The organism is Paraburkholderia sp. SIMBA_027, assembly GCF_046535315.1.
GTDB classification, from domain to species: domain Bacteria; phylum Pseudomonadota; class Gammaproteobacteria; order Burkholderiales; family Burkholderiaceae; genus Paraburkholderia; species Paraburkholderia tropica.
Window position 1 is genome coordinate 1 of the sequence record NZ_JAWRWY010001497.1, and the last position, 240, is coordinate 240.

Sequence of the window (240 nt, forward strand, 5' to 3'; positions counted from 1 at the left end):
CGCCGCTTCCTGGGCGATTTCTTCGCCAGCAAGCTGGCCACGCTGGGCCTGGTGATGCTGGTGCTGATCGTCGGCGCCGCCTTGCTGGCGCCGTGGATCGCGCCGCAGAATCCGTATGACCTGGCATCGCTGGACATCATGGATTCCAAGCTCAAGCCCGGCAGCGAAAGCGGCGACGGCAGCATGCATTACTGGCTGGGCACCGATGGCCAGGCGCGTGACTTGCTGTCGGCGATCCTG

1 pseudogene is annotated in these 240 nt (G+C 65.4%); it reads left to right on the top strand.

The annotated features are described in order from the left end of the window. Positions 1 to 240 (top strand): annotated as a pseudogene (locus SB764_RS44180) (ABC transporter permease); the annotation flags it as partial.